Annotated in this window: 23 protein-coding genes; 22 read left to right on the top strand and 1 reads right to left on the bottom strand. The window is 41.7% G+C overall.

The annotated features are described in order from the left end of the window. Positions 1-92: 92 nt before the first annotated feature. The 4 genes from AC4IFT_RS04210 (at position 93) to AC4IFT_RS04195 (ending at position 3,189) form a co-directional block, all read left to right on the top strand. Positions 93-797: an Imm52 family immunity protein gene (locus AC4IFT_RS04210; protein ID WP_490750684.1), complete on the top strand. Its 705-nt coding sequence runs from the start codon at positions 93-95 to the stop codon at positions 795-797. 17 nt (positions 798-814) lie between these two features. After that, positions 815-1,492, top strand: a complete 678-nt coding sequence (locus AC4IFT_RS04205) for an Imm52 family immunity protein (RefSeq protein ID WP_490750683.1) — start codon at positions 815-817, stop codon at positions 1,490-1,492. A 321-nt stretch (positions 1,493-1,813) separates the two neighbouring features. Next, complete coding sequence (locus tag AC4IFT_RS04200) at positions 1,814-2,494, top strand: Imm52 family immunity protein (protein ID WP_490750682.1); 681 nt, start codon at positions 1,814-1,816, stop codon at positions 2,492-2,494. A 14-nt stretch (positions 2,495-2,508) separates the two neighbouring features. Next, positions 2,509-3,189 carry an Imm52 family immunity protein gene (locus tag AC4IFT_RS04195; RefSeq protein ID WP_490750681.1) on the top strand — a complete coding sequence of 227 codons (681 nt, stop codon included), beginning with the start codon at positions 2,509-2,511 and terminating at the stop codon, positions 3,187-3,189. A gap of 460 nt (positions 3,190-3,649) precedes the next feature. Here AC4IFT_RS04195 and hpaR read toward each other — a convergent pair whose 3' ends face one another. Further along, entirely contained in the window at positions 3,650-4,105 is a 456-nt protein-coding gene (hpaR, locus tag AC4IFT_RS04190) for a homoprotocatechuate degradation operon regulator HpaR (RefSeq protein WP_490731875.1), read from the bottom strand. A 409-nt stretch (positions 4,106-4,514) separates the two neighbouring features. On the opposite strand from hpaR, the gene AC4IFT_RS04185 reads away from it, so the two are divergent. The 18 genes from AC4IFT_RS04185 to AC4IFT_RS04100 all read left to right on the top strand — a co-directional run bounded on the left by AC4IFT_RS04185 (position 4,515) and on the right by AC4IFT_RS04100 (position 24,337). Continuing rightward, positions 4,515-5,144 (top strand): fumarylacetoacetate hydrolase family protein, encoded by a 630-nt coding sequence (locus AC4IFT_RS04185; RefSeq protein ID WP_490731873.1) that lies wholly within the window; start codon positions 4,515-4,517, stop codon positions 5,142-5,144. Further along, entirely contained in the window at positions 5,144-5,911 is a 768-nt protein-coding gene (locus AC4IFT_RS04180; protein WP_219245821.1) for a fumarylacetoacetate hydrolase family protein, read from the top strand. The genes AC4IFT_RS04185 and AC4IFT_RS04180 overlap by 1 nt, the downstream gene beginning before the upstream one ends. Further along, on the top strand, positions 5,911-7,377 hold the full coding sequence (gene hpaE / locus AC4IFT_RS04175; protein WP_490731871.1) for a 5-carboxymethyl-2-hydroxymuconate semialdehyde dehydrogenase: 1,467 nt from the start codon (positions 5,911-5,913) through the stop codon (positions 7,375-7,377). Before AC4IFT_RS04180 ends, hpaE begins: the two co-directional genes overlap by 1 nt. A gap of 240 nt (positions 7,378-7,617) precedes the next feature. Further along, positions 7,618-8,499, top strand: a complete 882-nt coding sequence (gene hpaD, locus AC4IFT_RS04170; protein WP_206084683.1) for a 3,4-dihydroxyphenylacetate 2,3-dioxygenase — start codon at positions 7,618-7,620, stop codon at positions 8,497-8,499. Positions 8,500-8,508: 9 nt separating this feature from the next. After that, entirely contained in the window at positions 8,509-8,892 is a 384-nt protein-coding gene (locus AC4IFT_RS04165; protein WP_273803242.1) for a 5-carboxymethyl-2-hydroxymuconate Delta-isomerase, read from the top strand. 27 nt (positions 8,893-8,919) lie between these two features. After that, positions 8,920-10,146 carry a Bcr/CflA family multidrug efflux MFS transporter gene (locus tag AC4IFT_RS04160; RefSeq protein ID WP_490731866.1) on the top strand — a complete coding sequence of 409 codons (1,227 nt, stop codon included), beginning with the start codon at positions 8,920-8,922 and terminating at the stop codon, positions 10,144-10,146. Next, on the top strand, positions 10,143-11,606 hold the full coding sequence (locus AC4IFT_RS04155) for an NAD-dependent succinate-semialdehyde dehydrogenase (RefSeq protein WP_490750680.1): 1,464 nt from the start codon (positions 10,143-10,145) through the stop codon (positions 11,604-11,606). The genes AC4IFT_RS04160 and AC4IFT_RS04155 overlap by 4 nt, the downstream gene beginning before the upstream one ends. Before the next feature lie 174 nt (positions 11,607-11,780). Then, entirely contained in the window at positions 11,781-12,584 is an 804-nt protein-coding gene (gene hpaH / locus AC4IFT_RS04150) for a 2-oxo-hept-4-ene-1,7-dioate hydratase (protein ID WP_206084680.1), read from the top strand. Between the two features lie 10 nt (positions 12,585-12,594). Further along, positions 12,595-13,401 (top strand): 4-hydroxy-2-oxoheptanedioate aldolase, encoded by an 807-nt coding sequence (hpaI, locus tag AC4IFT_RS04145; protein WP_490750679.1) that lies wholly within the window; start codon positions 12,595-12,597, stop codon positions 13,399-13,401. Positions 13,402-13,561: 160 nt separating this feature from the next. Next, a complete protein-coding gene (gene hpaX / locus AC4IFT_RS04140) occupies positions 13,562-14,929 on the top strand; it encodes a 4-hydroxyphenylacetate permease (RefSeq protein ID WP_219245813.1) in 1,368 nt (455 codons plus the stop codon). Between the two features lie 227 nt (positions 14,930-15,156). Then, complete coding sequence (hpaA, locus tag AC4IFT_RS04135; RefSeq protein ID WP_490731861.1) at positions 15,157-16,038, top strand: 4-hydroxyphenylacetate catabolism regulatory protein HpaA; 882 nt, start codon at positions 15,157-15,159, stop codon at positions 16,036-16,038. 478 nt (positions 16,039-16,516) lie between these two features. Further along, positions 16,517-18,079 (top strand): 4-hydroxyphenylacetate 3-monooxygenase, oxygenase component, encoded by a 1,563-nt coding sequence (gene hpaB, locus AC4IFT_RS04130; RefSeq protein WP_219245811.1) that lies wholly within the window; start codon positions 16,517-16,519, stop codon positions 18,077-18,079. 19 nt (positions 18,080-18,098) lie between these two features. Further along, positions 18,099-18,617, top strand: a complete 519-nt coding sequence (gene hpaC, locus AC4IFT_RS04125) for a 4-hydroxyphenylacetate 3-monooxygenase, reductase component (protein WP_353242860.1) — start codon at positions 18,099-18,101, stop codon at positions 18,615-18,617. A 236-nt stretch (positions 18,618-18,853) separates the two neighbouring features. After that, positions 18,854-19,711 carry a winged helix-turn-helix domain-containing protein gene (locus AC4IFT_RS04120; protein WP_490750678.1) on the top strand — a complete coding sequence of 286 codons (858 nt, stop codon included), beginning with the start codon at positions 18,854-18,856 and terminating at the stop codon, positions 19,709-19,711. After that, complete coding sequence (locus AC4IFT_RS04115; RefSeq protein WP_490731855.1) at positions 19,701-20,183, top strand: FidL-like protein; 483 nt, start codon at positions 19,701-19,703, stop codon at positions 20,181-20,183. Before AC4IFT_RS04120 ends, AC4IFT_RS04115 begins: the two co-directional genes overlap by 11 nt. 464 nt (positions 20,184-20,647) lie before the next feature. Further along, complete coding sequence (locus AC4IFT_RS04110; protein ID WP_490731853.1) at positions 20,648-21,199, top strand: fimbrial protein; 552 nt, start codon at positions 20,648-20,650, stop codon at positions 21,197-21,199. Between the two features lie 44 nt (positions 21,200-21,243). Then, positions 21,244-21,813 (top strand): fimbrial protein, encoded by a 570-nt coding sequence (locus AC4IFT_RS04105; protein ID WP_490750677.1) that lies wholly within the window; start codon positions 21,244-21,246, stop codon positions 21,811-21,813. Between the two features lie 34 nt (positions 21,814-21,847). After that, positions 21,848-24,337: a fimbria/pilus outer membrane usher protein gene (locus AC4IFT_RS04100; protein ID WP_490750676.1), complete on the top strand. Its 2,490-nt coding sequence runs from the start codon at positions 21,848-21,850 to the stop codon at positions 24,335-24,337. Positions 24,338-24,344: the final 7 nt, after the last annotated feature.

The following is a 24,344-nucleotide window of genomic DNA, read 5'->3' as shown; positions in this document are numbered from 1 at the left end:
CCTCAGGTAGTGATGATGAGAGCGGGGAAATGCGAGCTATGACGATAGCGTTTGTGAATATCAACGTATTTCATACACCGTAAGGAGCAACAATGGCCATCTCATTGATTATAAAGATTTACTTGAGTAAAAAAAATTACACAGCGCAGGATGCTGTTGATAACATCTTATGCTTTTCAGAGTATATAAAAGAAATAACTCATACTGAAAGCTGGTTTTCATCTGGATACAGTCCAAAAGAGGCGTTAAAGCATAAAATAATTGATAGAGGCGTAATCGATCACAAGGAAGTCGAGTTACTTATAAAAAAATTATGTAAGACTCCCCCCATATTTGTAACCTCAATTTGGAATGGTAGTGGTGGTATCAGGATACAAAATTATTTATGCAGAAGTACGGATAATTTTTTGATTACCTATTCTTTAGAAATTGAAAATGAAATGGGCTTGACAATAAAAATAAAAAATTTGTTGCAAAAAATATTAAACAATAAAGATAATATTGCTGTTATGTTTGTTCATACAAATCAATATCACTTAAATGAAAAAAATGTATTTCCAGACAGACTCCCCGTTGGCTGGATGCTTTATCTCAATAAAAAAATAACACAAGAACAAGTGCCTATGGCCACTGAACTTATTCATATTGAAAATGAAAAAAACAATGGCACATTGATTATCAGTACCGACCATGTGTTTGATGGTTCAGATAAAGCGGATATCAAAAAAGCCAATGAAATCGAAATACAACTAACTGCGTTAGGGCTACTTCCACTTTATACTGAAATTTACAGCTAAGCGTAAAAGGGAAAAAGATGGATTTATCAATTAGTTTAGATATCGAGCTACATGAAGAAATGTCAATCCCCCTATTAATTGATATTTTTAGTCATATGATTTTAACCTGTGAGTCGATTACTCATGAAAATGAAGACGCATGGTATTTAACAGGCGATACTTTAGAAGAAGCATTACAAAAGAAAGCTTTTAACCAATATACACCCACTGATTTATTGAAAGCGATTCCGTATTTTGATTGTATGGAGAAAATATGGGCAAATGAAAATAAATCGTTGAGCATTAAATATACTAGTTCAGGGCTGATATACAGCCTTGATTTTACAATTCGTGATATTAGTTTACCCAATAAAATAGCAATAATTGAAGCATTAAATTACTATTTTGGCAATTATAGAATAGCATGTGTTCAAATAGACATTAATGGTTATTGGTATAATGATAAAAATGTTTTCCCAGATAGGCTCCCCGTTGGCTGGATGCTGTATTTAAATAAACATATCACGCAAGAACAAGTCCCTATGGCTGCTGAACTTATTCATATTGAAAATGAAAAAAACAATGGCACATTGATTATCAGTACTGACCACGTGTTTGATGGCTCAGATAAAGACGATATCAAAAAAGCCAATGAAATCGAAATTCAGTTAACTGGATTAGGGTTATTGCCGTTGATACGTGAGATATATAGCTAAGTATATTTTAGTTATTCAAGTTATCTGCTTTGGATAATGATCTTCCCTCCTCATTCAGTACTGGTGATGAAGAATGAGGAGATAACACAAGTTACGGGGATAAAATACGTGAATACGAAAGTATCGCCATTGGTGGCGAACTTGGCGATGAGGCTCCCAATGATAAAGGAAAAGGTGGACAAGGGGCTGGCGCTGTAGCAGGCTCATCGATTGGCGTTGCTGCAATTGAGGCTAGCAAAAAATGTATAGATTTTGTACTAAAATATTCCAGCAGCTATCTCAAATTAGAACACATCATACAATTTAATATAGGGCTAAATGATGAATTTAAATATTGAAGTAGATATTAAATTAAATGACAATGTAACGAATAGTACTATTATTGAAATATTTCAATTTATGCTTGAGTTTTCAAAGAAAATAGCACATGCCGATCCTGAAGTTTGGTATTTTTGTGGGGATTCACAAGAAGAGGCGATAAATTACAAAGCATTTGAAAATGGGGTACCAACTGATTTTTTTAAGAATGAATATAATCTCAATAATATGGAAGCTATTTGGGCTGGGGACGATAACGCATTAGTTATAGTTAATAATGGAATTAGCTCTGTTTATAAACTTGAGTTTAACTTAAGGAGGGTTGTCAATTTTAATTTTGACATGTTGATTGATTTTATATCTGAAAGTACGATTAAATTTAATTTAATAGATATTAGAATAGATACAAATAATTATGCATACAATCAAAAACAAGTTTTCCCAGACAGACTTCCCGTTGGTTGGATGCTTTATCTCAATAAAAAAATCACTCAAGAACAATTACCTATGGCTGCTGAGCTTATTCATATTGAAAATGAAAAAAATAATGGCACATTGATTATCAGTACTGACCATGTATTTGATGGCTCAGATAAAGACGATATCAAAAAAGCCAATGAAATCGAAATTCAGTTAACTGGATTAGGCCTGCTTCCGCTTTATTCTGAAATTTATAGTGAATAGTAAAAAGGTATGTGATGAATTTATCAATTAGTTTAGATATTGAGTTACATGAAGAAATGTCAATCCCCCTATTAATTGATATTTTTAGTCATATGATTTTAACCTGTGAGTCGATTACGCATGAAAAGGAAGACGCATGGTATTTAACTGGCGATAGTCTGGAAGAAGCATTACAGAAGAAAGCCTTTAACCAATATACACCGACGAATTTATTAAAGGATATTCCTTTTTTTGATTGGGCAGAATCTATATGGGCTAATGAAAACAAAGCATTAGATATAAAATATACCAGTTGTGGGCTGATATATAATCTAGAGTTTAAACTGCGTAATATTAATGCACTTAGCCAAACAGCTATAGTTAATGCACTAAATTATTATATTGATACATATAGAATAATTTGCATGCGAATTGATACGAATAAATATAGATACAATCAAAAACAAGTTTTCCCAGACAGACTCCCCGTTGGTTGGATGCTGTATTTAAATAAACATATCACGCAAGAACAAGTGCCTATGGCTGCTGAGCTTATTCATATTGAAAATGAGAAAAATAATGGCACATTGATTATCAGTACTGACCATGTATTTGATGGCTCAGATAAAGACGATATCAAAAAAGCCAATGAAATCGAAATACAACTAACTGCGTTAGGGTTACTTCCTGTAATTAAAGAGATTTACAGTGCTTGAATTTAAGCTTAAAAAATTGAAGCGGTGTATATCACATCACACACTCTAAAACCGAATACCCCAAGATAATCCATTAGTAAGAAATGCCCCATCGATAACTCATTTTTATAAATATTTCAAAGAAATATCTAACCAATCAAGTGCCAGCAACAACGTCACAGTGCGAAATATGACGACAGAAAATTAATTTTCTAGGTACAAACTAATTTTCTAAACAGTTCGAACTCTAGCAAGGCGGCAATTGAGGATAGTTTGGGGAGCATACATCAGTATGTGACCTAAATATCCGAAAGAAGCCAACACCGCTAAAGCTCGAAATATGACGACTGAAAATTAATTTTCTAAATAGTTCGAACTCTAGCAAGGCGGTAATTGAGGATAGCTTGGGGAGCATACATCAGTATGTGACCCAAATAGCCGAAAGAAGCCAACACCGCTAGAGTGCGAAATATGACGAAAATTAGGCGCTCTTTCTCTTATCAGCAACAATATTGCTATAATCCGGGCTCTCTAAAGCAATGAGCTCATCCAACAACGCCGTCAATTGCTGCATTTTCTCTGGCGAGAATGCCAGCTCAATTTTTTGATAGCCAGCTTCGACTTCTTGACGTGCTTTGTCGTACAGCTCTTGCCCTGCTGGCGTTAGCGAAACGTAGAGTTTGCGTTGGTCATTCAGTGGCTTTAAGCGGAAAATTAAACCTTCGCGCTCCATACGGGTTAAGATCCCCGTCAGGCTTGGACGGAGAATACAGGTTTGAACCGATAACTCATGAAAATCAATTGAACGGTTATCAGCTAAAACGCGAATGATACGCCATTGCTGTTCAGTCAAATTATACGACTTTAAAATTGGTCGGAAAAAACCCATTGCGGTTTCTCTCGCCTGCAATAATGCAATTGTCAATGATTCATGCATAAGCTTAAAACTCACCACTTAATTAATGTTATGTAATCCCAATTTAGGTGCTTTGAGATTGTGCTTTTAGGCTCTCTACAAAGAAAAGCCCCCTAGTTTCAACACACCTCACTCACCTCTATTCAAGAGTAGCATGCTCAAATAACAATCTCAAAGAAAAACCCCAAAATATTAATGAGTAAATAATTTTTTAATCATTTATGAAGTTAAATATTTGTAATTAAAAAAAATTTGAAAAAATAATAAAATAATTAATAACAATAACTTACATGTTGACCATTAGATTTTGTTAATGCGATCACAATTAAAATTAACATTTACGTAAAGTTATTGCTAATTTCGAAATTATACTTTATTAATATGTTAATAATTACTCGAAAGTTGAATTCTTTTCATTAAGGAGTTGTCAATGAAAGGCACAGTATTTGCCGTTGCCCTCAATCATCAAAGCCAACTTAGCCATTGGCTCGAGGCATTCCAGCAAGCCCCTTATAAAACCCCACCAAAGACCCCTGTGTGGTTTATTAAGCCGCGCAATACGCGCATCAATTCTGGCGAACAAATTCTGCACCCTGCGGGTGAAGAAGTGCAAAGTGGTGCAACCCTCGCACTGGTAATTGGCCAAGATGCACGGAAAGTGAGCAAAGCGGATGCCATGAAATTTATCGCTGGGTTTGCGCTTGCAAATGAAGTGAGCCTACCAGAAGACACTTTCTACCGCCCTGCTATCAAAGCAAAATGCCGTGATACCTTCTGCCCAATCGGCGAGCTGGTGAAAACGTCCCTGAATGCCCCTGTTGATATCATTACTCAGGTAAATGGCAAAGAAGTTGATCGCTGGTCAACAAAAGATTTGATCCGCGACGCCAGTGATCTAGTGGCAGCCCTCAGTGATTTCGCCACCTTAAAACAAGGGGATGTGATCTTGATGGGAACCCCACAACAACGCGTGACTATCAAGCCCGGTGATGAGGTCGTGGTTCAAGCAGAAGGCTTCCCTAGCCTGAAAAATACCGTAGTCGCGGCAGGAGGAAAATAATGAAGCACGCAAAAATCCTTTTTAAAGGGACGGAATATGCCGTCACTGTCGGCGATAACGAAGCCATTACATTACCCAACGGAGACGTTGTCGCCGGTGATTCCGCAGATGTAACTTGGTTACCCCCTGCACAAGGTACCCTGTTCGCCCTTGGTTTGAACTACGCCGACCACGCCGCAGAATTAGAATTTAAGCCACCTGAAGAGCCGTTAATTTTCTTAAAAGCAGAAAGCAGCTTAACAGGGCACCGCCAAGTATCTGTTCGCCCAGATAATGTTGAATACATGCATTATGAGTCTGAGTTGGTGGTAGTGATTGGCAAAACCGCACACAAAGTATCGAAAGAAGACGCGATGGACTATGTTGCGGGTTACACCGTGTGTAATGACTACGCTATCCGCGACTATTTAGAAAATTACTATCGCCCGAACTTACGGGTAAAAAGCCGCGATACCTTAACGCCGATTGGCCCGTGGTTAGTGGATAAAGACGATGTGAAAGACCCGCATAACCTTGCGCTGTATACCTATGTGAATGGGGAGTTACGCCAAAAAGGCACCACGGCAGATTTAATTTTCGATATTCCATTTTTAATTGCTTACCTCAGTGACTTTATGACACTGCAACCGGGCGACATGATTGCGACAGGCACGCCAAAAGGGCTGTCTGATGTCGTGCCAGGTGACGAAGTCATTGTTGAAGTTGAAGGCGTTGGCCGACTGGTCAATACCATTATCAGCGAAAAAGACTATGAGGAACGAGTGTAATGACTAAGATTAATCATTGGATCAACGGTAAAAACGTTGCCAGCAAAGAATATTTCCAAACCACGAACCCTGCTACTGGCGAAGTGCTCGCTGAAGTTGCTTCTGGTGGTCAAGACGAAATCAACCAAGCGGTTGCCGCCGCAAAAGAAGCGTTTCCAAAATGGGCTAACACGCCAATGAAAGAGCGCGCCCGCTTAATGCGCCGTTTGGGTGAACTGATCGACGAAAACGTCCCGCAAATCGCGGAAATGGAAACCCAAGACACCGGTTTGCCAATCCACCAAACCAAAAATGTGTTGATCCCACGCGCTTCACATAACTTTGAATTTTTTGCTGAAATTTGCCAGCAGATGAACGGTCGTACTTATCCGGTTGACGACAAAATGATGAACTACACCCTCGTTCAGCCAGTGGGTGTGTGTGGGTTAATCTCTCCGTGGAACGTGCCATTTATGACCGCGACATGGAAAACGGCACCGTGTTTAGCTCTTGGTAATACCGCGGTGTTAAAAATGTCTGAGTTATCGCCATTATCTGCAAACCGCCTTGGTGAATTAGCCCTTGAAGCGGGGATCCCTGCGGGTGTTCTGAACGTGGTTCAAGGCTACGGCAGCACAGCAGGCGATGCATTAGTGAAGCACCATGATGTTCGCGCAGTGTCCTTTACAGGCGGCACGGCAACAGGCCGTATGATCATGCAAAACGCGGGTCTGAAAAAATACTCAATGGAACTAGGCGGTAAATCCCCTGTTCTGGTATTTGAAGATGCCGATATCGAACGCGCACTGGATGCGGCTTTATTCACCATTTTCTCTATCAATGGCGAGCGTTGCACCGCAGGTTCACGTATTTTCATTCAAGAAAGCATCTACCCAGAGTTTGTGAAACGCTTTGCTGAGCGCGCAAACCGCCTGATCGTCGGTGACCCGAACGATCCGAAAACCCAAGTGGGTGCATTGATCAGCGAACAGCACTGGAACAAAGTCTCTGGTTATATCCGCATCGGTATGGAAGAAGGCGCAACATTATTAGCCGGTGGCCCAGATAAACCAACGGACCTGCCAGCTCACCTTAAAGGCGGTAATTTCTTACGCCCAACCGTTCTGGCTGATGTCGATAACCGTATGCGTGTGGCACAAGAAGAGATCTTCGGCCCTGTAGCGTGTTTAATTCCGTTCAAATCGGAAGAAGACGGTTTACGCATGGCGAATGACATCGAATATGGCCTTGCTTCGTATATTTGGACGCAAGATGTCAGCAAAATTCTACGTTTATCGCGCAATATCGAAGCGGGTATGGTGTTTGTTAACACCCAAAATGTCCGCGACCTGCGCCAACCATTCGGCGGCGTAAAAGCCTCTGGTGTTGGCCGTGAAGGTGGCGAGTACAGCTTCGAAGTGTTCGCCGAAATGAAGAACGTGTGTATCTCCTACGGAGATCACAATATCCCACGTTGGGGTGTGTAATTTATTAAGTCATTTTTATTATCAAATAGATACCTATAAAAATTTGAACTGTAAATGATTCACAACAAATAATAGCTACAACAGATTATGGGTAAACTCGTTCCTTACCCTAAATAGTTTGAGTTGTAGCTAGGCGGCAAGCGAAATCATCCCTATGAGCATACATAAGTATGTGATTAGGGTGGTTTTGTGCAGCCAACACCGCTACAGCTCAAAATATAACAGGTAAGAGAGGATGAAATGGGTAAACTAGCTCTGGCTGCAAAAATAACACACGTCCCATCCATGTACCTATCTGAACTACCAGGTAAAAACCATGGATGCCGCCAAGCCGCTATCGATGGGCATAAAGAAATCAGCCGTCGCTGCCGTGAATTAGGCGTGGATACCATTATTGTTTTTGATACCCACTGGTTAGTGAACAGCGCGTATCACATCAACTGTGCCGATCATTTCAAAGGTATTTATACCAGTAATGAACTTCCACATTTCATTCGCGATATGGAATATGAATATGATGGTAACTCCGCATTAGGTCAGATGATTGGTGAAGAGGCTCGCAAGCTCGGTGTTCGTGCTCAAGCACATGAAATTCCAAGCTTAACTCTCGAATATGCCACCTTAGTTCCAATGCGCTATATGAATAGCGACCGCCACTTTAAAGTGATTTCAATCTCTGCATTTTGTACGTCACATAGCTTTGAAGACAGCCGCAAGTTAGGCGAAGCCGTCCTCACCGCCATTGAAAAATACGATGGTACGGTGGCGGTATTAGCCAGTGGTTCGTTATCACACCGCTTTATCGATGACCAAAAAGCGGAAGATGGCATGAATAGCTACACCCGTGAATTTGATGAGCAAATGGACAAACGTGTCGTCAAATTATGGCGTGAAGGCCGTTTCCAAGAGTTCTGCAAAATGCTGCCTGAATATGCGGACTACTGCTACGGCGAAGGCCATATGCATGACACGGTTATGTTGCTTGGTATGTTAGGTTGGGACAAATATTCAGAGAACGTAGAAATCTTAACCGATTTATTCGCCAGCTCCGGTACTGGGCAACTTAACGCGGTGTTCCCGTTACCAAGCTATATCACTGATAAGCAAACGGAAACTGCGTAAGGAGTTGTTATGCCACATTTTTATGCAGAATGTACCGAAAATATCCGTGAAGAAGCTAAGCTTCCCGAGTTATTTGCCAAAGTCAATGAAGCCCTTGCGGGTACCGGTATTTTTCCATTAGGCGGCATTCGTAGCCGTGCAATTTGGTTAGATACATGGCAAATGGCGGACGGTAAACATGATTATGCTTTTGTGCATATGACGCTAAAAATTGGTGCAGGTCGCTCCCTCGAAGATAGGCAAAAAACGGGGGAAATGCTTTTCGACCTGATCAAAGCGCATTTTGCAGATTTAACGGCAAAGCGCCTATTAGCCCTGTCATTTACCATGGAAGAGCTTGATCCTGTATTGAACTACAAACAAAACAACGTTCACGCCTTATTCAAAGCGTAATCGTTGAGCGCAAAAAGCGAGGGCACGATGGTCAAAAGTTTCGATAAACGCATCCCACACTGGTTGATCCCATTATTAGGATCATTGGTGGCATTTGGGCCATTGTCTATCGATATGTACCTTCCTGCCCTGCCCCAGATGGGCATTGCTCTTCATGCAACACAAGGGCAAATGCAGTATACCCTTGGGGCTTTTTTTGCGGGTTTCTGTGTAGGCATGCTGTTTTACGGCCCCCTCAGTGACCTACTGGGTCGGCGAAAAATGTTGTTAAGTGGGCTGGCTATTTTTACGGTGGCAAGCCTGTTATGTGCCCAAGCGACGGATGCCAATACCTTGATTATTTTCAGGGCGTTACAAGCGTTTGGTAGCGGTGCTGCCATCGTGATGGCAAGGGCAATCGCGCGGGATGTTTACCCTGCAAATGAATTACCGAAAGTGCTGTCATTGATGACGTTAGTCACCATGATTGCGCCGTTGTTAGCGCCTTTACTGGGTGGCTTCTTATTAATTCATTTTCAGTGGCAGGCGATTTTTTATCTGTTGGCGTTAGTTGGTTTGATTTCGGTGAGCGCTATTTTCCTGCTGCTGCCCGAAACCTTAGTCCACCAGCGTACATCAGAGAATTTACTTTGTGTGGCATTTAAAAACTACACACAAGTGCTCACAGACCGAGAAGCACTGAGCATTATCGGCACCATGGCATTCTCTTTTGCCGGGATGTTTGCCTTTATCAGTGGTTCACCGTTTGTGTACATCAACTATTTTGGGGTATCTGAACAGCATTATGGCTTGTTGTTCGGCTGCAATATTTTGGGGATGATTGTGATGTTATTGCTGAACGTCAAACTGCTAAAAATTTACAGTTTAACGCGCATACTCACTATGCAAAGCGGCTTTCAATTAGCATTTGGTCTGCTTTTGCTACTTTTTTACCAACAAAGCCTCCCCATAATTGTTATTCTTGTGGTGCTGTTCCTATCGATGGTCAACGCTATCGGCACCAACAGTTTGTCACTGTTACTGCAACATCGCGGCAAAATTGCCGGCAGTGCAAGCGCACTTGCGATTTCAATTCAATTTGCGTTGGCGGCACTGGCGAGTGTTGCGGTTTCTGTCTTACAGGATGAATCCCCTTTTGCTATGGCACTTGTGATGGCGATTTGTGCTGGGTTAAGTTTTGCTAGCCAACGTTTATCGGCTAAAAATATCCGCCCGCAAATCCAATCCGTGTCTTCGGAGAAAAACGAAAAATGAGCATAAACACCAACTCTACATTATTCCGCCAACAGGCTTATATCAACGGTCAATGGGTTGATGCCCAAGACAAAAGCGTGTTTGAGGTGACTAACCCTGCGGATAACACGGTGATTGCCAAAGTCAGCAATGTGGGCGCAGTAGAAACCCAACGCGCTATCGAAGCGGCCGAAAAAGCCTTACCTGCTTGGCGAGCAAAAACCGCCAAAGAGCGTAGCCAAATCTTAAATAAATGGTTCCGTTTAATGATGGATAACCAAAAAGAGTTAGCGCAACTGCTAAGCGCAGAACAAGGCAAATCGATGACAGAATCGATGGGTGAAATTGCTTACGGTGCTAGCTTTATTGAGTGGTTTGCTGAAGAAGGTAAGCGTGTTTACGGTGAAAGCATCCCGTCACCATTACCGGGTCGCCGCCTTGTGACCATCAAACAACCTGTGGGCGTTGTCGCGGCAATCACGCCATGGAACTTCCCGAATGCGATGATCACGCGCAAAGTGGGTCCAGCCCTTGCGGCAGGCTGTACGATGGTGTTGAAACCTGCGGCTGAAACGCCACTGTCTGCTCTTGCATTAGCGGTTCTTGGTGAAGAAGCAGGCATCCCTGCTGGGGTATTTAATATTGTTCCGGGCACTGACGCACCAGCTATTGGTGGCGTGATGACTTCAAGCCCAATCGTGCGCAAGCTGACATTCACTGGCTCAACCCGTATTGGTAAATTATTGATGGAACAGTGTGCCAACACCGTGAAAAAAATGTCATTAGAACTTGGCGGTAACGCCCCGTTTATCGTGTTTGATGACGCCGATTTAGATGCGGCAGTTCAAGGCGCTTTAGCCGCAAAATTCCGTAATAGCGGCCAAACTTGCGTATGTGCAAACCGCATTTTAGTGCAAGAGGGTGTCTATGATGAGTTTGCGGCTCGCTTAGCCAAAGCGGTTAATGCATTAAAAATTGGTCCTGCAACTCAAGCCGACTCCCAGCAAGGTCCATTAATTAACCAAGCGGCTATCGACAAAGTTTCCGAGCACATTGCGGATGCTGTTTCTCATGGGGCAAAAGTGATTGCTGGCGGTAAAACAGCAAGTTTAGGTGGCTTGTTCTTTGAACCTACGGTTATCACTGGCGTGACAAAATCCATGAAAGTCGCCAAAGAAGAAACCTTTGGCCCATTAGCACCTTTATTTAAATTCCGTGATGAAGAAGAGGCTATCGCCCTTGCCAATGACACTGAATTTGGCTTGGCATCTTATTTCTATTCACGGGATATCGGCCGTATCTACCGCGTTGCTGAAGCATTAGAAAGCGGCATGGTGGGTATCAACGAAGGCATTATTTCGAATGAAGTCGCCCCATTTGGTGGCATTAAGCAGTCTGGACTGGGGCGTGAAGGTTCACGCTACGGCATTGAAGATTATCTGGAAGTGAAATACCTCTGCTTTGGTGGTCTTTCTAACTAGTTAATTAGCAGACTATTTTTCAAAAAATTGCAGATAAAACCTAAGCTCGAAGTATAACTTGAACGGATGATTTTAAATCCAAATTGTTAGCTCTAAATAATTCGAGTGAGAACAAGGTAGTTAACACAGTTCTCACTCGAAGTATGACGAGCTGAGGTACAAAAGGAAAATAAGATGTTACAGAAAGATATAATCTTGCAAATAGCGCAGCGTCTAAATCAAGCGGAAAAAAGCGGTGAGCAGATCCGCCAGATTTCTTTAGATCACCCTGAAATGACGATCGACGATGCTTATGCCGTTCAAAAAGAATGGGTTGGGTTAAAAATCGCTGAAGGGCGTGTGCTTAAAGGCCATAAAATTGGGCTGACATCAAAAGCGATGCAGGCGAGCTCGCAAATTGATGAGCCAGATTACGGTGCGCTACTTGATGATATGTTTTTTGATGACGGCTGTGACATCCCAACTGACCGCTTTATCGTACCGCGCATTGAAGTTGAACTCGCGTTCGTTTTAGCAAAACCACTGCGTGGGCCAAACTGCACTATTTTTGATGTTTATAACGCCACTGACTATGTGATCCCCGCGCTTGAGCTGATCGATGCCCGCTGCCATAACAATGATCCTGAAACTAATCGCCCACGTAAAGTGTTCGATACTATCTCTGATAACGCCGCAAACGCCGCGGTTATTTTAGGCGGACGCCCAATTAAACCACGCGATTTAGATATGCGCTGGATCAGCGCCCTGCTTTATCGCAATGGTGTCATTGAAGAGTCAGGTGTTGCAGCAGCAGTGCTGAATCACCCTGCCAATGGGGTTGCATGGTTAGCCAATAAATTGGCGCCACATAATGTTCAACTTGAACCCGGCCAGATCATTCTTGGGGGTTCATTTACCCGCCCTGTCCCTGCACGTAAAGGCGATGTATTCCACGTCGATTACGGCAATATGGGCTCTATAAGCTGCCGTTTTGTATAAGGAAATCACGATGGACATCTTAGAAAATAAATTTAAAAAAGCGTTAAAAAACGGCCAACCTCAAATTGGTTTATGGCTGGGTTTATGCAGCCCATACAGTGCCGAATTATTAGCAGGCGCAGGCTTTGACTGGTTGTTGATCGATGGCGAACATGCGCCGAATAATGTGCAAACCACATTATCGCAATTGCAAGCGATCGCCCCTTACCCATCACAACCCGTTGTTCGTCCACCGTGGAATGATCCGGTGATCATCAAACAACTGTTGGATATTGGTGCGCAAACCCTGTTGCTGCCAATGGTGCAAAACGCCGAACAAGCGAAGCAAGCGGTACGCGCAACACGCTACCCACCAGCTGGGATCCGCGGTGTTGGCAGCGCACTGGCGCGCGCTTCTCGCTGGAATCGCGTCCCTGATTACCTCACTCGTGCCAACAATGAAATGTGCGTGATCGTGCAGGTTGAAACCCGTGAAGCAATGAATAATCTACCTGAGATCTTAAAAGTTGAAGGGGTTGATGGTGTATTTATCGGCCCTGCGGATCTCAGTGCTGACATGGGTTTTTCAGGTAATCCTAACCATCCCGAAGTCAAAGCCGCAATCGAAAAAGCGATTGTACAAATTCGTGCCGCTGGCCTTGCCCCTGGCATCTTAATGGCAGCCCCAGAGGTCGCTGAACATTATCTGAAACTCGGCGCATTGTTTGTTGCTGTCGGGGTAGATACCACGCTGTTAGCGCGTACTGCCGAAGCCCTTGCCGCAAAATTTGGCAAAACGCTCTCGGAAGTGACATCCAGTACGCCGAGTGTTTACTAACTAAGCCTGCTCATTTAGATAACTTTTTACCCTACAGACAAACGGTTTATCTAAACGAGTGAAATATTAAAATCGCAATAAAGGGCAGACACCACCATGACTGCCTCATCGTCCCTTGTACCTATAATAATTTTCAGAAGAAAGAATTGAGGGCCCTACAATGAGTAATCAACAACTTGCAAGCACTAACCCTGCTGATCAACATAAAAATTTAACCGAGCCTCAGCAGCGGGTAATTAATAAATTATTCAAACGGCTGATCGTCTTTTTATTCGTGCTGTTTGTCTTCTCTTTCTTAGATAGGATCAATATCGGCTTTGCAGGTCTCACCATGGGGAAAGACATCGGTCTAACCTCAACCATGTTCGGTTTAGCCGCCACCTTGTTCTATGCCACTTACGTTATTTTTGGTATCCCAAGCAATATTATGTTGGGGATTGTTGGTGCACGTCGCTGGATAGCCACCATCATGGTACTTTGGGGGATTGCTTCAACGGCGACCATGTTTGCCACGGGACCGACAAGCTTGTATGTCCTGCGGATGTTAGTGGGTATCGCTGAAGCCGGCTTCCTTCCGGGGATTTTGGTTTACCTCACTTACTGGTTCCCTGCCTATTTCCGTGCCCGTGCTAATGCCCTATTTATGATTGCGATGCCTGTCACCATGGCGTTCGGTTCACTGGCTTCTGGCTATATTTTAGGAATGGATGGCATTTTAGACCTAAAAGGCTGGCAGTGGTTGTTCCTGCTTGAAGGCTTCCCATCCGTCATTCTTGGTGTTTTGGTCTGGTTCTATCTGGATGATTCACCGAAAAAAGCCAAATGGTTGACGCAAGAAGACAAAGACACACTGCAAGAAATGATGGACAAAGACCAACTGGAGCTCGTTCAGCCACAAGGGTCAAAAAGCCACAGTGCCCTGCAAAATACCAGTTTATGGAAAGAGATTTTCACCCCTGTTATCTTGATGTATACCGTCGCATATTTCTGTTTAACCAATACGTTAAGTGCGATCAATATTTGGACGCCACAGATCATGCAGAGCTTCAACCAAGGCAGTAGTAATGCCATGATTGGTCTGCTTACCGCGATACCGCAATTTTGTACGATTTTGGGGATGATCTACTGGAGCCGCCGTTCAGATAGGCTGCAAGAACGGAAGATGCATACTGCCTTACCGTATTTATTCGCCGCGGCAGGTTGGGTTCTCGCCGCAATGACGAGTCATCCAATCATTCAATTGATTGGTATTATCATGGCATCGACGGGTTCCTTCACCGCGATGGCGGTATTCTGGACAACCCCAGACCAATCAATCAGTTTACGTGCTCGTGCCATCGGTATTGCGGTTATCAATGCGACAGGTAATATAGGTTCAGCCGTCAGCCCATTACTCATTGGCTGGCTGAAAGACCAAACCGGTAGCTTCAACTCTGGCTTATATTTCGTCGCAGGTTTACTGGTCGTCGGTGCGTTGTTAGTCATGGTTATTCCAATGAAAAACTCACGCCCAAGAGCAACGCCTTAATATTTTAATGATTCGAATGTTTTGAATGTCTTAATAATTTATGCTGCATAATAATTATTAAAGGGTGTCAGTAATATATTTGTATCCAAACTGCTACAAGCCGAAACATGGGGATGCCCAAAATAGTTCGGCTTGTAGCTAGGCGGCAAACGACGATATCTCGGGGAGCATACATAAGTATGTGACCCGAGTAGCGGAGTGTAGCCAACAACGCTACAGGTCGAAATATGAAGGGCATGATTACAAATATAGATATTGGAAAGGACTACGACGAAACCCAAGGCACTGACGACGTCCACTACCAAACCTTCGGCAACATGGCTGCCTTTTTTGGTCGCGACATGCAGGCACATCGCCATGATGGTTTCTTCCAGTTGCACTATTTGGTCACTGGCCACATTACCTTGCAGCTTGATGAGTTACGCTATTCTGTCCAAGCACCGCTGTTTATTTTAACGCCACCGTCTGTCGCCCATGCATTTTTTACCCAAGAAGACACGGATGGTCATGTGCTGACTGTGCGTCAAGATCTCATCATGCCGCTGCTTGAATCCCTTTACCCTGCTCATCCTGACTTGGTGGATATTCCTGCTATTTGCTTATCTGTTGCTGACAAACCTGATGATATTGATGCTTTCAATCATTATTGGGCATTAATGGCACGTGAATCAGCGAACAGCTTCGTGGGGAAAGATCAGGTTTTATCCTCTTTAGCCCAAGCGCTATTTACCTTTCTGTTAAGGTCTATCCCCTTAGATGAACACCCGACGAGTGGCGTTAGGGGCGAACATCGCTTGTTCCAGCGATTTAACCAGTTGATTGACTTGCATTATCATGAGCACCTCGCTGTGCCTGACTATGCAAAAAAACTGGGTATCACAGAATCTCGCCTCAAAGATATGTGCCGACGATTTGCAAATCGCCCGCCTAAACGGCTTATTTTTGACCGTATTTTACGTGAGGCGAAGCGGTTACTTATTTTCTCAGACAGCCCTGTTTCTGAAATTGCCTACCAGCTTGGGTTTAAAGACCCTGCTTATTTTGCTCGTTTTTTTAACCGATTAGTCGGTTCCTCTCCAAGCACTTGGCGTGAACAAAATATCCATTAACCGACTCAACTTTTTCCTTCCTCCGAAAAATTTTTATTGCCGCTGAATCGCTCAGCGGCAATGTCATTTAATTTTACATATTAAAAACATTTTTATCTCTTATTCATTTTGTTTTAATTTTCTTAATTTCGCATAACAAGAATGACAAAAAGTGAAATGATAGATCAAATTTCAACCGCATATGTTTAATTATCATTATTTTTATTAATATATAAATAAACATTAACATCATGTTATTTAAGTAATTTCAATTAAAAATAATAATTACATTAATATTAAAACATCGATAAGATCACATTTCTTTTATAAACATTCAATTCCAACGAAAAGTACCAGCTAACCTTTCGAAAGTCTCTTTAAAATCAACACAGAAAACGATTCAATTAAGAAACACAAAACAAACATAAAATTAACATATTTCGCTTGCACCTTTGTCCCCTATCAATGCAAGCCCTCATTGTGAGATAACGAGGTAGACATGAAACCAGAAGATTTTCGTTCAGACGCTAAACGCCCTTTTAATAGCCAAGAATACTTAAAAAGCCTACAAGATGGCCGTGAAATCTACATTTATGGCGAACGCGTAAAAGATGTCACCACTCACCCTGCTTTTCGTAATTCAGCGGCTTCCATAGGACAGTTATATGATGCGCTCCATGATAAAACGACTCATGACCAGCTTTGCTGGAACACCGACACAGGTAACGGTGGATACACGCACAAATTCTTCCGTTTCGCGAAAAGTGCAGATGAACTGCGCCAACAACGTGATGCCATCGCAGATTGGTCACGCCAAAGCTACGGATGGATGGGACGCACTCCAGACTATAAGGCGGCATTCGCCAGCTGTTTAGGTGCCAACCCTGAATATTATGGCCAGTTCGCAGATAACGCGCGCAATTGGTACAAACGCATTCAAGAAAGCGGCTTGTATTTTAACCATGCGATTGTTAACCCACCAATTGATCGCCATAAGCCTGCTGATGAAGTGAAAGACGTTTATATCAAACTCGAAAAAGAAACTGATGCAGGTATTATCGTCAGTGGCGCAAAAGTAGTTGCGACCAACTCAGCGCTAACACACTATAACTTTATCGGTTTTGGTTCTGCACAAGTGATGGGCGATAACCCTGACTTTGCCCTGATGTTTGTTGCACCAATGGATGCCGACGGTGTGAAATTAATTTCTCGCGCATCTTATGAATTAGTGGCAGGCGCAACTGGCGCACCATTTGATTACCCACTTTCCAGCCGTTTCGATGAAAATGATGCCATCTTGGTGATGGATCATGTGTTAATTCCATGGGAAAACGTCCTGATTTACCGTGACTTTGACCGCGCACGTAACTGGGCAGTACAAGGTGGATTTGCACGTTTATTCCCATTACAAGCTTGTGTCCGCTTAGCGGTTAAATTAGACTTCATTACCGGATTGTTACAAAAAAGTTTAGAATGTACAGGTGTTATTGATTTCCGTGGTGTACAGGCTGATCTGGGTGAAGTGGTTGCGTGGCGTAATCTGTTCTGGTCATTGACTGATGCAATGACTTCAGAAGCAAAAGCATGGGAAGGCGGCGCATTCTTACCTGATACTCAAGCTATCCAGACTTACCGTGTAATGGCACCAATGGCCTACACCAAAATTAAAAATATCATTGAAAGTAACGTAACGAGTGGGCTGATTTACTTACCATCCAGCGTTCGTGATATGAACAACCCAGAAATTGATAAGTACTTAGCAAAATATGTGCGCGGTTCAAACGGAATGGATCACGTCGAACGGATTAAGATCCTCAAACTCATGTGGGATGCAATTGGAAGTGAGTTTGGTGGTCGCCATGAACTGTATGAAATTAACTATGCAGGTAGCCAAGATGAAATTCGTCTGCAATGTCTGCGTCATGCACAAGGTTCTGGCAACATGAAAGCCATGACAGATATGGTTGATCGCTGCTTATCAGATTACGATCAACATGGATGGAAACGTCCACACCTGTATAACAACAATGATATTAATCAGTTAGATTCGCTGCTGAAGTAATCAGTAGCAGGAGGTCAATATGTCTTTAGAAAATGAACATCGCCTGCGTTTCAGAGATGCGATGGCAAGTCTCGGTGCAGCAGTGAACATAGTCACCACGGATGGCACTGAAGGTCGCTGTGGAATTACAGCAACCGCAGTCTGTTCAGTTACAGACACGCCACCGACTTTGATGGTATGTGTCAACCGCAACAGTGCAATGAATGCGGTGTTTCAAAAGAATGGCCGCCTGTGTGTGAACGTGCTGAGCCACTCTCAAGAAGAATTAGCGTGCCATTTTGCGGGAATGAAAGGCTCCACAATGGAAGAGCGTTTTAGCTGGAACGTGTGGGACAACGGTATTTTACAGCAACCTTTACTGAAAAATGCCCTTGCTAACCTCGAAGGCGAAATTACCCAAGTGCAAGATATTGGTACGCACTCTGTTTACATGGTTGAAATGAAACAAATTATTGTGAATGATACTGGTCATGGGTTAGTTTACTTTAAACGTAAATTCCACCCAGTTGTGCATCAAATTCTTGAGCCTACGGCTTAACAGATAATCTAATTCATCAGAGCCCCCTAACCGGGGCTTTTTTATTTAACTAAACATAATAATTGCAATTAACCCAATTAAATTTAATTTATTTTCCCTAGCTATTTATTCTGCATTTTCCACTTTAAATAATATAATGATTTACTCTAATTCAGTTTAATTGACATATCCCGAATTACGGGTATAAACTGACACCATACAGTTGTATTCCACCATAAATAAAAACCCATCCTAAAATGAAATATTTAATTAATCAGCATGTTACCTATGACAGTTATCAGGGGCTGTTGTATACGAGTGACGTTGACGATGCAATTAAGCTGACAACAACGTTAAATCGTTTACTTTTAGTATTAGCACAAAATAACGGGGAAGTTTTAGATAGAGAAACTTTATTGCGCCGAGTTTGGGAAGAACATAACCAAGTTGTTTCTGATAATAATTTAAATAGCAGCGTCTCTGTTTTACGCCGCCATTTAGCTTCTTTTTTCGATGAAGAAGTTATTTCAACTATTCCCAAGGTAGGAATAAAGTTTTCTGCTGATTTAACGTTTATCACCCCCGAAGAACAACCTGAAGAGCAATCCGAAGAACAATTAGAAGAACAATTAGAAGAAACAATTTTAGAAACTGCGCCATCACTTTCTACTTCTTTTGAGTCACCTTTAGAAAGCGCTGAAAAAGATGAAATAAAAACTGAAGTCGCTGCCAAAAAGCCCTATATTTTAAATAATCGCTACCTCGAAATAACATTGGTTGTCGTTATTATCTTTTGTTTGCTTTATCTGTTTAAAAGCTACTTTTTTGCTAGCCGTACAGAGTACCCAGAGGTTGGGCAAATTGATCAATGCTCAATTCGTTATATAAATAGTTACCATAAAGCAGATACTCGGACTATGAGCTTCGCAGTATTAAAAGAAAGGCTTGAAAACTTAGGCATTAACTGTAAAAAACCTGCCACTGTTTTTTACTACAATGTGGGAATTATCACTAAAAATAAAAATTTCAACGATGACTATCTCTTTTTATCTTACTGCCCTAAAACGGCAAAAGATGGCGCCACGATAAGCTGTGAGAATTTTTATGTCAAATAACAAACCTATACGCCTTGTTTTTTTACTTCTCACTGCCATCGCTTTAGTTTTTATTAGTTTATATTCTTACATTAAAATTAATACCCATGTTGTGCCTGACTGCCGCGCAACCTTGAAAATTGACATTTCAGACGATCGTTCTAGTTTAAGTGGCTATTATTTATTGAGTGTCATTCCAAATGCAGAGAATAATAATCAGCATTCTTTTATCATGACGGGTGAAATTAATTTTAATCATAAAAAATACATTATCTCTCGTAAGCTGCTTATTGAGTATAAACAACAAGGCAGCCATTTTTTTTCTCGTGTAAAAAATATCTACATTGACCCTAATGACCAAGCTGGCGATGATATTTATATCCGAGGCCTCCCACAGCTTAACCAAATTTACTTCACTAGAGTAAAGCGTTTAAACGATAAAAATTATATTTTTGAAGAAAACTACTCGCCAATGTTTATTTGTACGATTTAATCACCACAAGTAACCATCAAATAAAATCATAAAAATGCATCAAATATTCTAAATTTGATGCATTTTTTTTTGCATTTAAAAAAAGGCACATTAAAACACCTTAAAGACACAAAAATTAATTATTTACTTCAATATTAATAAAGCATAAAAATATTAAAGAACATTAAAAAACATTAAAGAGCAGAGTTAATGTTCATATTGACTTAAAATATAAGAATTTTATTTCAATATACACCTACTAGGGGTAATCTTTACTCCGTCGAATAGACTACGTTTCAAATATCATTTCCTGATATGACCTGATATGAAAGTACGAATGGAAACAAGTTTATAAAAGGCCCAATTTTCTTTTATATACAAATAGTTATATCCCAATGATGGGTAAGTAAATGAATTCCTATAATGCCCCTTAATTTAGGGACCTCATTATAGAAGTTGTTAATTTTTCTCTTAAGGATTTTAGTATGAAATTAAATAAATTATCTGTTGCTGTTTTATTTGCTGCGTCAACACTGTCTAGCGCTGTATTAGCAAGTGGTAACTCGGGTGAATTACATTTCAGCGGCCAAGTGGTTAATGCACCATGTAATATCGAATCTGAAAGTACTAAACAAGAAGTTCCTTTTGGTCAACTTTCTCGTGCCTCTTTAGAAGCAGGTAATGCCGCTGAAAAAGATATCGCGATTAAAATCAAAGACTGTAATTTCGATGAGTTCAGCAAAGATACTGAAGGTAAATGGGTCGCAGTTAAAGACATCAAAATTACTTTCGGTGGTAAAAACTATGTTGGTACTGACAAAGAGTTCTTAGGAACAACAGGTTCTGCAAAAAATATTGGTGTTCAAATTAAAGACTTTAAATTTGATGAAGCAAAATCTGTCATGAACCAAATTCGTAATAAACAAGGCGAAAACGTTTTAGAATTTACCGCATTAGCAAAACGCGTTGATGGTGCAACAGCCGTTACTGAAGGTGAATTTAGCTCGATTGCTGATTTTAAAATCACATACGAGTAATATTTTTAAAGGGAGGGTTATTCCTCCCTATAAAAAGGTTCATTATGAAAAAATATATTTATTTATGGGCGACATTATTACTGAGTCCTCTAAATTCCTATGCAACAAATTCTAACGTGGGGCATGTACAAGACGGACTTCGAGGTGAGGCAGTCATGCAAGGTTATATTGTTGCAGCGCCTTGCTCTATTGAAACAGACAGCCAATATCAATATATCAACTATGATTACGTTTCTAATTTTAGTATTAATAAAATAGAAGACAGAAAAATAGCACGCAAACCCTTTTATATAAAATTAAATAACTGTATCAGCGAGTATGATAATAATAACCACAAAGGCATTAAAATTCGCTTCTTTGCACCTCAAGACATATATAGCAATGCCATAAAACTTTCAGGCCCTAAACCCGGTGTTGTTTTATATATTTACGATAGCAATGACAACTTATTAATGCCAAACAAACTCTATTCCATATCCGATAACTATATTTATTTCGATCATAAAAGCAAAGAAAGTTATTTGAAATATGAAACAGAACTAGGCACAAGTAATAATGAAATTACACCTGGGGATTACTTTACCACTATTAAATTCAACGTTACTTACGATTAATAAACACACTCATAATTAATTTGATGAAAAAAACATGGTTAAACTTAATATTTATTCCTACATTATTGTGACGTCTTTTTTATCGTCTATTTCGTCAATCGCTTATGCGGTCGAATTTAATACGGATATGTTAGATACCGAAGATACACAGAATATTGATTTTAGCCAGTTTTCTCAGGCCGGATTTATTATGCCTGGCACTTACCATTTAACCGTCAAAGTAAATAATGAAAGTGTGGGCAGTGCGCAAGATATTACAGTGATTGCACCGCAATCCCAAGAAAGTCACTTATTCAGCACGGTTTGTATTCCTTTCAATATTCTGGATCGTTTAGGACTAACATCAGACGCCATCAAATTAGTCCAATACCGTGATGATGGAAAATGCTTGGATTTATCCGCGCTCGAAGGTGCATCCTTAAATGTGGACTTATCCACCTTAACGCTTTCCATTTTAATTCCACAAAGCTATTTAGAATACACCGACCCAAGTTGGGTTCCCCCTTCCCGTTGGGAAGAAGGGGTTAATGGCTTTTTATTGGATTACAACCTAACGGGTTCTTTAACGCGCAGAAATTCAGGCTCACGTGAGTCGTATCTTTCAGCCAACGGAACCACGGGGCTGAATATCGGTGCATGGCGCTTCCGGGGCGATTACCAAGCTAACTACCGCAAATCCACTGGGAGCTTTGAAAACCAATACAGCGATGTCGCCTTTAGTCGAGTATTTGCGTATCGCTCAATTAAATCCATCGCGTCAATTTTAACGTTGGGTGAAAACTATTTTTACTCCGCTATTTTTGACTCTTGGCAGTACACCGGTATTTCCCTTGAAACCGATGAAAATATGATGCCCCCAAAATTAACGGGGTATGCTCCTGAAATTATTGGTATTGCTCAAACCAATGCGACGGTGATAGTCAAAAGTCATAATCGTGTTGTGTTAGAAACTACCGTGCCTGCGGGGCCGTTTCGTATCCAAACACTCGATAGCTCCATTCGTGGGACGCTAGATGTCACGGTGCGTGAAGAAAACGGTGAAGAGCAACAGTTTAGTATTACCACGGCTGCGTTACCTTATTTAACGCGACCGGGACAAATCCGCTATAAATTTGCAGCAGGGAAACCACGTTTTAACGGTCGAGAGCTTGAAGGGGATTTAACTGCGTCAGGCGAGTTATCCTATGGGTTAAATAACCTGTGGTCTATTTATGGCGGTTCGGTTTTATCGAAAAACTACCAAGCCTTTTCAGCAGGTTTTGGCCGTGACTTATTTACCTTCGGTAGTCTGTCCTTTGATGCCACCCAGTCACATGCGCAGTTAATCGATAAAACATTAACTGGGCGAAGCTACCGCCTCAGTTATTCCAAATCGTTTGACGAAGCCAGAACCGACATTACGTTCGCAGGGTATCGTTTCTCGGATGAAACCTACCGCTCCTTGCAGCAAACGTTGGATGAGCGCCGCACAGGCAATGAAGCCCAAGCACAAAAAGAAAGCTACCAAGTGAATATCAACAAATACTTTGATGATTTCTCGTTGGGGGGCAACTACCAATACAACACTTATTGGAATAGCGAAACCGAAGAACAGTACAGCTTATACCTGAGCACCCTGTTGAATTGGGCGGCTGTAGGACTGAAAAATATTAACCTCACCGCATCGGCAACTCGTTCAAAAAGAGCCGGCTACCAAGATGATGCTGTCAGCTTATATTTTACTATTCCATTATCCCAAGGCAGTAGTTTTAGCTTTTCGGAAGGTTACACACGGGATCAAAATGGCAACCATAGCTCAACTCACAATGTGGGATACAGCGGGTATAGCGATCAGCGCAGCTATAACTTGAATGTGGGCTACCAAACAGGGAGCAACCAAGATGACCAAACCAGCTTCAGCGGCTATTTAAGCCAAAACCTGCCGTATGCCTCGATTTCAGGGAATGCCAGCTATGTGCCAAATGAATACCACAGTGTGGGTGGCTCAATTAATGGCGGGTTCACTTTAATTAAAGAAGGCATTGCCATGCACCAAGCGGCCTATGGGGGCACGCGCCTCGTCGTCGAAACGCCGGGGGCATCGAATGTGCCACTCAGTGGTGGCGTGTATCAAACAAACCACTTTGGCCTTGCCGTATTACCTAATGTGAGCAGTTACCGAAAAACCAGCGCATCGATTAATACCAGTAAGTTACCAAAGGATGTGGAAGCGTTAGAGACCGTCGCGGATGCCACATTAACTCGCGGAGCCATTGGCTATCGCAGCCTGAATGTTATTCAAGGTGAAAAAACCTTTGCGCGCTTAAAACTCGCCGATAACAGCTACCCACCGTTTGGTGCCAGCGTGCGTAATAGCAGCAATATTGAGCTCGGCATTGTCGGCGAGCAAGGTATTACATGGATTGTCGGCATTCGAGCCAAAGAATTATTAAATATCTATTGGGGAAATAAACTTCAGTGCAGTGCACACGTTCCTGACGTCATTAACCCTCAGGAAGTTTACCCCACAATCATTTGCCGTTAAGAAGAGA

Source organism: Providencia sp. UF-183 (assembly GCF_058246155.1).
The sequence above is the reverse complement of the archived record's forward strand: the minus strand, read 5'-3'. Positions and strand labels throughout refer to the sequence as shown.